Source organism: Vibrio sp. Vb1018 (genome assembly GCF_033338775.1).
Taxonomy (GTDB): domain Bacteria; phylum Pseudomonadota; class Gammaproteobacteria; order Enterobacterales; family Vibrionaceae; genus Vibrio; species Vibrio alginolyticus.
Map to the genome: position 1 here is coordinate 1 of NZ_JAWOTI010000040.1, position 13,155 is coordinate 13,155.

The following is a 13,155-nucleotide window of genomic DNA, read 5'->3' on the forward strand; positions in this document are numbered from 1 at the left end:
CAAACCTTGGCGGAAGACTTTACGCCATACACCATCAATCTAAATACGGCCTTCAGTGATGTGGATAACGTGGATGGTGAGTTAACGTTTAGCGTCTCTGGCAACAGCAACATTCAAGTGGCGATCGTCAATGGCATTGCTACGTTCACTCCAACCGCAGACTGGAACGGCTCAGAAGCATTGACCTTTACCGCTACCGATCCAAGCGGCGAGAGCGTTAGCCAAACGGTGAACTTCACAGTGGCGCCTGTGGCGGACATCGTGGCAGACAACGCGACGGTTGTGGAAGACACGCCAACCATCATTAAGGTCTTAGGTAACGACACGTTCGAAGGCGACGACAAAGTGGTGTCGCTCGATACCAACAACGGTCCAGCCAACGGCACGGTCTCGGTCAACCCGGATGGCAGCGTCACTTACACGCCAAACGACAACTATCACGGTACAGACAGCTTCACCTACATCGTCACGTCCGGTGGGGTATCGGAGTCCACCACGGTGAACGTCGATGTGACGCCAGTGAACGATGCGCCAGTGGCGACCAATGACAATGCCGTTACTGACGAAGACACGCCAGTGACGATTGATGTCCTGCCAAACGACACCGATATTGATGGTGATAAGCTGTCGATTGAATCGGCTTCCGTACCTGAAACACAAGGCACAGTTGAGATCGTTGATGGCAAACTGGTCTTCACACCGGCTGAGAACTTCCATGGCGATGCTGAAATCACTTACACCGTGACCGATGGTGCACTGACTGACCAAGCGACGGTCAATGTCACCGTAAATGCCGTAAACGACACGCCTGTGGTTGAAAGCAGCATTGCAGACCAAACCTTGGCGGAAGACTTTACGCCATACAGCATCGATCTGAATACCGCTTTCAGCGATGTGGATAACGTGGATGGCGAGTTAACGTTTAGCGTCTCTGGTAATAGCAACATTCAAGTGGCGATCGTCAATGGTATTGCTACGTTCACTCCAACCGCAGACTGGAACGGCTCAGAAGCGTTGACGTTTACGGCCACCGATCCAAGCGGCGAAAGCGTTAGCCAAACGGTGAACTTTACGGTTACCCCTGTAGCGGACATCGTGGCAGACAACGCGACAGTTGTGGAAGACACGCCAACCATCATTAAGGTCTTAGGTAACGATACGTTTGAAGGCGACGACAAAGTGGTGTCGCTGGATACCAACAACGGCCCAGCCAACGGCACGGTCTCAGTCAACCCGGATGGCAGCGTGACCTACACGCCGAACGATAACTACCATGGTACAGACAGCTTCACGTACATCGTCACGTCGGGTGGGGTCAGTGAGTCCACCACGGTGAACGTCGATGTGACGCCAGTGAACGATGCGCCAGTGGCGACCAATGACAATGCCGTTACTGACGAAGACACGCCAGTGACGATTGATGTCCTGCCAAACGACACCGATATTGATGGCGATAAGTTGTCTATCCAATCGGCGTCTGTACCTGAAGCGCAAGGCACAGTTGAGATTGTTGATGGAAAATTGGTCTTTACACCGGCCGAGAACTTCAATGGTGACGCCGAAATCACTTACACCATCACTGATGGTTCGCTGACTGACCAAGCGAAAGTAGCTGTTACCGTTAACCCAGTAAACGATGCGCCAACGATCAAGGTCGATGCTGTAGAAAGTATCACTGAAGATGCAGTGAATACCGATACGGTAGTGGCAACGTTGGAAGTCGCTGATATCGACACGCCAGAAGAGCAATTAACCGTTTCTTTAGAAAACAACTCAAACGGCTACTTTGCGCTAGTTGGCGATGAAGTCAAACTGACTCAAGCGGGTGTTGACGCGGTTAACAACGACGAACTCAACCTTAAAGACCTAACGATCAGCGCATCAGTATCGGATGGTGTTAATCCAACGGTTAGCGACAGTGATAGTTTGATTGTGAATCGCGTTAACGATGCACCAACAGTCGACAATGTGATTTCAGATCAAGTGTTAGCAGAAGATTTTACGATCTACACGATTGATTTAAACGACGCATTTAAAGACAGCGACTCCGCACTGAACTTCTCAGTGTCCGGCAACAGCAACGTGTTGGTGTCGATTGAAAATGGCATCGCGACCATTAGCCCAACTGCGGACTGGAACGGCTCAGAAACCCTAACCTTTACCGCCACCGATCCAAGCGGTGAAAGCGTTAGCCAAACGGTGAACTTCACAGTGGCGCCTGTGGCAGATATTGAATCTGACCGCGCGACGGTTGTGGAAGACACACCAACCATCATCAAGGTTTTAGGTAACGACACGTTCGAAGGCGACGACAAAGTGGTGTCGCTGGATACCAATAACGGTCCAGCTAACGGCACGGTCTCGGTCAACCCGGACGGCAGCGTCACTTACACGCCAAACGACAACTTCCACGGGGCAGACAGCTTCACCTACATCGTCACCTCCGGTGGTGTCAGTGAATCCACCATTGTTAACGTCGATGTCACGCCAGTAAACGACAAACCTGACAGTGAAGACTTTACGCATGTGGCCGATGATCAGCTTACGCACGTTGTGTTTGATACCGATACGAAGCCTCTGGGTCACGGTGACTCTCAAGATCATATCGCGGATGTTGAAGACGACTTAAAAGGCAACGATCTACATGTCCGAATTACTGAACTGCCAACCTCAGGTACGTTGTTCTTTAAAGATAGTGATGGTGAGCTGCACGAAATTAAAGAAGTAAGCGATACGCTTTATGACAAAGACAGCCTTTACTATGAAGCTGATAATGTGGGTTTCTTATTAGGTATCAAGGATCGCCCAGATACACTAAATAGTTCCGAGTCTACAACAGATTTCAATAATTGGGGGCTAAGTGAGGACGGAGGTCCATCACACTCCCGTACTGAGCATTTAGCAAATGGAGCTTCTATCACCATTTCTTCTGATAGCGGTGAGCTTGCGCAGTACAACCGCCAGGTGTCACACATCGGCAATGGTATCGCTGACAATGATGGGCAGGGTATTGAGAAAGGTGAAACGATTACGATCGATTTGTCTAATAATCCTGTGGGCAGCGTAAACCTTGGCTTAGATGGATTAGGTGGATTGTTTGATTACGGTGATGACAACGCAGCACTTATTACGGTTACATACTTAGATTCAAATAATGTCCAACAGACTCAAACGTTCGAGTTTTTGAAGCCTGAAGGCAACTTCATGCTATTCCAAGAAACAAGCGTTGGTTATGGGAAAGATCTAGCTCTTCCTGAAGGTTCGGTCATTACTCAGTTAGATTTTTCTACGAAAAATGAAGGGAACTGGGAGTTACGTTATGTAGAAGGTGTACCTGCCGAAGACAGCTTTGGATATGTGGCAGTCGACTCTGAAAATGGCGTTAGCGATCCATCTACAGTCAATATCGTTAATGAAATGCTAGATGGTAATATTGCTGAAAATGGGCCAAGCCTGTCTGTGGTCGGTGATAGCGTGACTGAGGGTGACAATGTCACGTTCTCGGTTGTTCTAAATGAAACCACTAGCACTGCCGTTAAGTACCAAGTTGATATGCTTGCTCAAGGTTCTTCAGTTGATAAGAATGACGTAAATCTATCAAATGCAACCTATACAAATGGTGTTGTTTTCTTAGGTGGTTACTTGATTGTTCCTGCAGGTATAAGTAGCTTCGAAATATCGATTCCGACTATTGATGACTTGGTTGTGGAAAGCAGCGAAACGATCGTTCTTGAGATCGGCGGTGAAACGGGGACGGCAACAGTTCTTGATAATGACAGTACAAAACTTAGCGTAGTAGATGCCGGCGATGTCATTGAAGGAACTGACGCAATATTTACCGTTTTACTCTCTAACCCTGTTCAAGAGGCCGTTGTCGTCAATCTGAAGTCAACAACAAATGATAGCTATACTGCGGAAGATGTTGATTTAGGCACTATGGTAGTGACCTATGTGGATACTCATGGTCAAACTCAAACATTAGATATGGCGCCTAATGGAGACGTTACCATACCTCCAGGTGTCGCTGAAATTAAAGTCGCAGTCCCGACCAAACTAGATAATGTCCATGAAGGTGATGAGAGCTTTGGTCTGACGGTTACGGAAATCGGTAGTGTCACCAGTAATGGTATTGCAACTGGTAACGCAAATATTGTGGATTCTGATCCTGCACCTTTAGTTAGTATTAGTGCCGATCAAAACAGCGTAAATGAAGGTGAAACGGCAGGCTTTACGCTGACACTTGATAAAGTTGCAGATGAGAGTGTTACGGTTCATGTCGAATATAGTGGCGTGGCCCAAGATGGAAAAGATTTTGTTGGCGTTCTGAGTGTTGAAGTTCCTGCGGGTCAATCTTCAGCTGCTCTTGACCTACTGACGGTCACCGATGGTATTTATGAGGGCGCAGAATCTTTCACAGTAACCATTAAAGAGGTTGATGGCGCTGATGCGAGCATTGCTTCAAATAACAGCGCAAGTGTTGTGATCGTTGATGCCCAAAGTGCACCGAAAGTGACTATTAGCTCAGATCAATCCTCAGTTGATGAAGGTAGTGATGCAAAATTTATCGTCAACATTGACCAAAAAGCAGATGAAGATGTACTGGTAACATTCACAATCGGAGGGAATGTTGATGACAAAGATTATATTGCTCCAAGTACGTACACAGTCACGATTCCAGCGGGTAAAACGTCGGCGCCGATTGATATAAAAACTCTCGATGATGGTATTTACGAAGATCTTGAAAACCTAACCGTGACTCTAATTGATACGGTTGGTGCAGATTCGACGCTTGCAAGTGACTCGAATGAAGTAACAGTCTCTATTATAGATGCTCAGCACGCTCCAGAGTTTATTTCTGGCGGCGATAGTGCTGGTGACAAACCAAATGATGATGTTTACGACTTCGGGTCAGTTAACGAAAACACGGTGAGTGGGGCCGTTATCGGCACGGTCGTTGCTGAAGATCACGATAATGACGTGCTTGTATACCGCTTTGCAGATGGCTCGAGCACTAATGGTATTTTTGATATCGACCCGACAAGTGGAGAGATTTCATTGAACAAGACAATCGATGATGTTGACTTGGGCGATTATACGCTTCAGGTTGAGGTTATCGATGGAACTGGCGGGATTGATACTGCCGAGGTAAATGTTTCTCTGGTAAATGTGAATGATGCTCCTGAATCTTCGCCTTCAGTGGTTGAGATGAATGAAGATACTCAAGTGATGCTTGATTGGTCATCATTCGGTATTAGCGATGTGGACTCTGATGTATCAGATCTATCCGTCCAAATTACAACGCTTCCTAGCGATGGCTCATTAGAGTACAGAGATTCGCAAGGCGATTGGCAGTCTGTACAAATCGATCAAGTCCTCGATAAATCGCTTTTTGAGGAAAACGGTGTTCGTTTTGTACCTGAATTAAATGAATCAGGCAGTGACAGCTTCGGCGGAAATCAAGTCGGAGATCAGGAATCTAGTTACGCTCAAATTGGTTTTAAACCGACAGATGGGCAGAGCTCTGGTCAAGAGTCGACACTGACAATAGACGTGAACCCTGTAGCTGACAAACCGAACTTAATTGCAGTGACGCCATTAAACTCATTGCCTCAACAAGAGTTTAACGTTACGACATGGAGTAATGTTCAAGTTGGTTCTAGTGATGGTATGGGGGTCAATGGAGAGACTCTAATCTCAGCGATCAACGCTCTTAATGAAGCCGATGGTACTCGATTGAGTTGGGCAAATGTGGAAGATTTAGGGACTCATGCAACCTTGGCAAATGAGGCCGTTCTAGTCACATCTCTTGTTTATCTCGAAGCTGGCTCGAGTTACGACTTTGTCGGTCAAGCCGATGATAGCCTTGCAATTAAGTTGGGTGGTACGTTACTTGATCAAGCTCGTTGGGGGAGCGACAGTGGTGATATTAAGGGAGCTAGCTTTACCCCTTCGGTATCTGGCTTTTATCCAATTGAAATTTATCACCATAACCAAAGTGGTCCGGGTAACTTTAATGTGGATGTATCCATTAATGGACAAGCGCCTGTCAACCTGAGCAATAGTAGTCTTTACGTAGTTAGTGATGAAAGTGCACTAGAAGCAACTGATATCAGAACGTCTGAACTACAAGAAGTTAATGGTGTTGCGTTTTACGAAACATACCAGCTGAACGAAGGGTTACAAGATACAGCGATACCGCTCTCTGAAATTAAAGCAAGCTTAAATGATACAGATGGCTCTGAATCACTTAAAGTCACGCTAACTGGCTTACCTGTAGGTGCGATCCTTTCAGATGGAAATAGTTCTATTACTGTCGCAACTATTGATGAAGAACTGGACGTGACAAGTTGGGCATTAGATGCACTTACTGTGACTCCACCTGCGGGCTCCCATGATGACTTCACTATCAATTTGACTGCAACGAGTACAGAAAGCTCGAATGGTGATTCAGCAGAATCTAACTTGGCGATCAATGTTGTAGTACATGAGAACTTACCGACGGAAACGGAAAGTGATTTGGGCGAAACCATAGAAGACAATACTCTACAAGGGAATGTATTGCTTAATGACTCTGACGGCGACAATATTCTGATGGTAGATCATCTTACTATCGATGGTGCTGATTACGAGGTAGGCGAAAGTGTTTCTTTGACTAGTGGTACGTTACTAGTAAACCGAGATGGTAGTTACATATTTGAACCTGCTGAGCATTGGTCAGGTGACGTTCCATTAATTAGCTATACCACAAATACTGGCGTAACAAATACACTTGATATCAATGTTGTTGCTATCGCAGATGCACCTACGATCACGATCAATGTTGGCGACTTAGTTAAACGAGATGCTATTGATCCAAACCATCACTTAGCTACATCGGCAATAAATAATACCAATACCGAAAATGAGGCTGTCGCAGCCAACCTTGGGTTGGATAATGCAGTACCTAAAATTAATACACACGCTGGTGTTGTGTTGGGAGTCAATACTGACTTAAGTGACACCGACAGCTTGTTTGTTGGGACAGATTTCAACGATGTATTCTATGGTGGCGGTGGCGATGACGTATTTGTTGGCGGTGGTAACAATGATACGTTTTATGGTGATGACGCGACCAGTCTTACTCTGCATGATGGTAAAGATACAGTCTACTTAACAGGGAACTTTGATGACTACAAAATGACCTTCAAAGACGATCATGGAGGTAAAGTTCCATATTGGATTTTATTAGATAGTCGTTCTATCGATTCGGTAAACGATCATACAGGTAGTGATGACCGAGGTGATCATTTATATGAAATTGAACGCGTTGTTTTTGCAGACAAAATTGTTGATTTGAAACCTGATGGCACTTATGAAGTGCTTCAAGATCGCTGGATTTCGGTCGATGTGGATGTTGATCTAGTTGATGTCGATGGAAGTGAGGATTTAGCGCAGACTGCTCTTGTACAAGATCTACCAGACGGTGTTGACGTGTATGTTGATGGGGTCGCAATTAAGCAAGATTCAAATGGAGATTACCCTGTCACTCTTGGTACAGATGGTAAGCTTTCCCTGGATATCAGAGTGCCATTCGATTATGAAGGCAGCTTAGAGTTCCCGCTAAGCGTTACTGCTACGTCTGTTGAAGGATCAAATAATGACGCAGCTTCAACAACTGAATCCGTTGAGCTTACAGCTCGTGACTATGTGTTGGAGTCGGGATCGCATGGGAATGATCAGATAACGGGTAGTGACGATCACGATATTATTGTTGGTGATGTTCAAGGATTGGAGATCATTGCAGGTCAGGACTACAACATCGCATTTGTTCTGGACACTTCAGGGAGCATGGGTAACTGGGTAGGAACTGCGAAGCAAGAAGTGCTAGATGTGTTTGATGAGCTGTTAAGTGCGGTAAATCAAGGAGAGAAGCCAGGGACAGTGAATATTCACCTTAGTGAATTTGCTTCAAGTGCATCAGCGGTGATTTCTGTTGACTTGAGTTCTCTTACAGCAAGAAAAGAGTTTGTAGAAGAGTTGAATCGTGTAATTGATGATGAGGGTTCTGGCGGCACAAACTATGAGGCGGGCTTACAGTCGGCCGTTGAATGGTTCAGCAGTCAACCTAACCCTAATGGCCAAAATATCACGTACTTTGTTACGGATGGTCAACCAAATAGAGCAACATACCTCTATGGTGTAGCACCGAGTGAATTCTCGAAAGTGATTTTGGACGTCGATAATTCTGGCAAGCTTGTTACCCTGCAAGATATTGCGAGTAAAAACAATTACTCATACGGACAAACAGTTACCTACAAAGGTGATGTCGTTATAGATAGTTACGGTAAGGTTTATTCACCGCTAACAGGAAGAATCCTTGGCGATATCGACAGATATTATGGCTCTATCCGTTATTACGATGAAGGGAATAGCTCGACACAAGCTCAACACATGTATCAAGTACTAGCGGCATTGTCCTCTATAGAAGCGATAGGTCTTGGGAGTGGCGTTGATGAACATACACTCAAGCAGTATGACACTGATGGTGTGGTAGAGTCAGATATTGATGTTACTAAGCTTGCTGAAACGATATTGGGTCAAGATGTACCTCTCAAACAAGGTTCAGACACTATTCAAGGAGGTGAAGGTAACGATATCTTGTTAGGTGACTTAATTGAGTTTGGTGGTAATGAACAAGGCTTAAGTGCGATTCAATCACATGTGGCGCAGCAAACGGGTCAGGATGTGTCTACCGTTGACGGCGAAGATATACATGAGTACGTTAGAAATAACTTGGAAGAATTCAACCAAACTCACCAAGGAGATAAATCGGATAATTTATATGGCGGCGCTGGTGATGACTTACTATTTGGTCATGGTGGCAACGACATACTCGTTGGCGGTGAAGGGGATGATATTCTGATTGGTGGTTTAGGTAGTGATACTTTAACAGGGTCAGAAGGGGCGGACATCTTTAAGTGGAGTGAAGTCACTAACGATGTTGATACTGTCACTGACTTCAATAAAAATGAAGACGCTCTAGACTTCTCAGATCTGTTTGACGACTTATCTAAAGATGAAATTGGAGAGCTTCTTAATGATCTTCAATCAGGTGATCATACTGGTGATGTCGGAGAGTATCATGTAGAAGTGGCACCAGACGGGGGATCTGAGGCAAACCTGAGTATTACAAAAGGGAGCTCGACATTGGACATCCATTTTGACGGTGCAAGTGTTGATGATGTGACTCAAAGCTTAATTGCGAGTTTAGAAGCTCAGTACAAAGACATGTAGTAGCGCTAAACTGTAGTCAAATTTAAAATCAAAAAAGGTCTAGCAATTTGCTAGACCTTTTATTTTTACGGTCTGTTTATTGTTGTGCTAGCTTTTTGGAAGTGTTGTGAAAACGGTCCATTCTTTCTTCACTTCACCCTTGTGGCCAATCACTGTTGCGGTTACTCGACGGTTCAATGCGTGACTAACTTGGTCTGTACCTTGTGTTGCAAGTACTGTGTCTCCATAGCCGACAATGGTAACTCTATCTCCACTAATGCCATTCTTCATTAGCTCTTTTCTAACGTTTTCAGCGCGGCGCTTAGATAGGTCAAGATTATGTTCTGCAGTACCAGTGCGACTAGCATAACCTTGAATCTCTATAGACGTGTTCGGGTACTCTTTCAAAAAGTCTGATAGTTCAAGAATTTGTTGCGTAAAGATAGGGTTGATCACATCGGAATCGTTCGCAAATAGTACTCGAATTTGCATTTCTTGTGAGGAGTCAACGTACGAACCACAACCGTCGTTGTCTATTTCGGCACCCAAAGGTGTACCCGGGCACAAATCTCGCTCGTTAATGACTCCGTCAGAGTCATCATCTATATGATCAGCCCACTGATCGGCAATTGGGGTATCTATGTAATCATATTCATCACCACGATCTGATGAACTGCATGCGGAGAGCATTAATGAGAGTGTAATAAAAGCTATGTGTTTCATAATTAATACTCCACTTCTTCTAGCCATTCTTTAGGCATTTCAACCCTTAATGCACTCAACAGTTGCCCAGTTGCGTTCATCACTCGATATTTGGCGTACTGCTCTGCGTATTTAGAATCTAAGTAGTCTTTACGCGCCTCAAAGAGCTCGTTTTCAGTGTTCAATAGATCAAGCAGTGTTCGTTTACCGATGCGATATTGCTTCTCGTAAGCAATTACGGTCTCAGACGCAGAGTCTACATGATCTGATAGAAACTCTTTTTGTTGTAATGTTAAATCAAGCGCACTCCAAGAAAGCCTTAATCCTTCTTCAACATTGCGATAGGCACCTTCACGCAAGTCTTTTGCTTTATTTAGCTGGTAGGCAAAGTTTTCTGAGTTCGCTGCATCACTGCCACCATTGAATAGGTTGTAGCGTAGACGCAGCATGGCAAGTGTCTCATCACTTCGACCTTTTAAACCATCAGCGTCGTCACGCCATGTTTGCGAAGCTTCAATTGAAATGGTTGGGTAATTAACACCTTTAGACTGTTTGTATTGAAACTTAGCCGAGTCTACGTCTGCGAGCGCCACTTGAATAACGGGATGAAGTTCAAATGCCAAGCCTACCGCTTCATCAACCGTGTACGGGATAAAGTTTTGGTCCGCTCTCGGAAAGATTAACCCTTGTGGTGTTTGACCGACTAAACGAGTGAACATCGTGTGAGAGTCATACAGGTTATTTTGAGCAGCAGCTAAGTTTCCGTGTGCTTTTGCCAAACGTGCTTCTACCTGCGTCAAGTCAGCAGTAGAGCCGATACCCGAGTTGACTCGTTTTTTAATGTCATCGTAAATATCTTTATGAACAGCAAGGTTGTTTTCTGAAAGCTTTAGGACTTCATACGCTTTAACAGCGTCCAAGTACACTTTAGTCACTTCAAGTGCCTTATCTGAAGCATCTGCTAAGAGTTGAAATCTAACAGATTCAGCATCAGCTGCGGTTCGATCAATATCATTTAACGTAGCGCTACCATCCCATATTAGTTGGGTCAGTGTCACTGAAGCTTCCTTTCGAGTGTAATCCGTGTCTCCTCGACCAACTTCATCTGACGGGTCTAATCCTTCATATCCAATTCCAGCATCTAGATCAACAGAGGGGAGGTAAGCACCTGATGAAGCTTCATTTATGTACTTCTGGCTCATAAACTCGTTAAATGCACTTTTAATATCGGGGTTATTTTGTAGCGTCTGTGCAACCGCTTGCTCTAGAGTTTGACCGAAAACTGGTGAAGACACTATTAAGCAACAGCAGGCTATATGTACTCGATTCCATCTCACGTTAGTTCTCCTAAAATCATGTCGCTCTTATTCTGTTTCATATTTGAGACGAGAAGTTACAAACAATGAATTTTCTTAGTGCGTATTATCAACTTGTTGATGTTTAAATGTTTAATTCAATAAAAAACAACAATCTTACTCTCTAAACTCTAGCATACGAGGCAAAGCTTGCTTGGTAAGTGGTCGATTTTTTCGTAGAAAACCTTTTTATCTTAAGAGCATAGCGGAAACTGGTTTAAATGAAGGCAAATTCTTCGGTTATTTTCCTTATTACTCTCAAAAAACTAAATCCTCTTGGAATAAAACGAAAAATTCATATTTTGTCTAAACTATAGACGTGTTTAGTGCAGTAACAAGCCTTTAATTAAACTAATACAAGGATGAAGAGCATGGATCGAGTAGCGTTAAGTTCATTGATGAGCAATGTCGTGGTTATAGGGCTTGATGGGAACCTGAGAAGTCTTGAAAGTGGTCAGCTACCTCAGCCTGGTGAATTAATTATTGAGGAAGTTTCTGATACATCAGAATTAATTGTACAACAGGTAACACCGCAAGGTAGTTCAATTAACGTTACTGATGATGTCACTGCGCTAATCGAGGCTATCGCTAGTGGAGAAGACCCGGCTGCTCTTGGTGAGGATTTTGAGCCAGCTGCTGGTGAGGAAAGTGGTTCTAGCCCCCAAAATACTGGTGCAATAGATCGTACTGGCGCTGAATTGTTGGCTAGTACGAATTTTGAGACCGTCGGTATTGATGGAATCGGACTATCTACAACTCAAGCACTATCTTTGTTGGATCTTTTCAGAGTAATTAATGGCCCTGTACCACCGACTATATTAGTTCAAGAAATATCTAGTCCGACTATCAACGAAGGTGACCAAGTTGTATTCGATATTACTCTAAGTCAAACAACTGAAGACAATACTGATGTCATTCTTTCTCTCCTTGATGGAACCGCAACAGGCGGCTCAGCTGACGATAACGGGAGTGACTACGTCAATGAGCGTGTCCTCATAACATTTTCTGATGGTACAACAGAAGAAGTTTCAGTCGGTGAAAGCGGAACCTTTACCATTTCGATCCCACCGGGTGAAAGTGGCTTTACGGTCTCTATAGACTCTATTGACGACTCTATATTTGAAGGCCCAGAAACGTTTACGCTCTCTGGCACGACAGAAGAACAAAGCACACCTGTTACTGGGACTGCCACTATTTTAGATGATGGTAGTGGACCTGGCTCAAATCCTGATGATGATCGCCCAGCGGTAACGATGAGTGATGCAGGTACGGTTAATGAGGGCGAGACAGCGAATTTCAAAGTGACGTTGTCGAACGCCTCCGAGTCTACAGTTCAAGTCGAGCTAGGCCTCAACTTGGGTGACACCGAAGCCGGTGACTTAGGTACCTTAGAATACAACACAGGCTCCGGTTGGGTTGCAGTGCCAAATGATGGCGTGGTAACGGTGCCAGCTGGGCAAACTGAGTTTGATGTGCGCATCGCTGCCATTGATGACGCTGTTTATGAAGGCCCAGAAGATTTCAGTGTGACGGTGACTGGCATTGGCGCAGTGCAAGGCAGTGATACCGGTACGGCGACGATAGTGGATGACGGCACGGGGCCAGGCCCCGATCCGGATGATGACCGCCCGAATGTAACTATTACCGATGCTGGCACCATCAATGAGGGGGATACGGCGAACTTCAAAGTGACGCTGTCGAATGCTTCCGAGTCTACAGTTCAAGTCGAGCTAGGCCTCAACTTAGGTGACACCGAAACCGGTGACTTGGGCACCTTAGAATACAACACAGGCTCCGGTTGGGTTGCAGTGCCAAATGATGGCGTGGTAACGGTGCCAGCTGGGCA

At 45.0% G+C, this 13,155-nt stretch carries 4 protein-coding genes; 2 read left to right on the forward strand and 2 right to left on the reverse strand.

Annotated elements, in window-relative coordinates:
- Nucleotides 1–6 precede the first annotated feature (6 nt).
- Nucleotides 7–9,273 (forward strand): tandem-95 repeat protein, encoded by a 9,267-nt coding sequence (locus R7Z10_RS23245; protein ID WP_318106170.1) that lies wholly within the window; start codon nucleotides 7–9, stop codon nucleotides 9,271–9,273.
- Between the two features lie 87 nt (nucleotides 9,274–9,360).
- Here the strand turns inward: R7Z10_RS23245 and R7Z10_RS23250 are convergent, their stop codons facing one another.
- Both R7Z10_RS23250 and R7Z10_RS23255 read right to left on the reverse strand, forming a co-directional pair.
- Nucleotides 9,361–9,975, reverse strand: a complete 615-nt coding sequence (locus R7Z10_RS23250; protein ID WP_005377363.1) for an OmpA family protein — start codon at nucleotides 9,973–9,975, stop codon at nucleotides 9,361–9,363.
- Nucleotides 9,976–9,977: 2 nt separating this feature from the next.
- Entirely contained in the window at nucleotides 9,978–11,291 is a 1,314-nt protein-coding gene (locus R7Z10_RS23255) for a TolC family outer membrane protein (protein WP_021707835.1), read from the reverse strand.
- 389 nt (nucleotides 11,292–11,680) lie between these two features.
- Here R7Z10_RS23255 and R7Z10_RS23260 point away from each other — a divergent pair.
- The coding region (locus R7Z10_RS23260) for a Calx-beta domain-containing protein (protein ID WP_277987947.1) at nucleotides 11,681–13,155 on the forward strand (1,475 nt) is incomplete at its 3' end.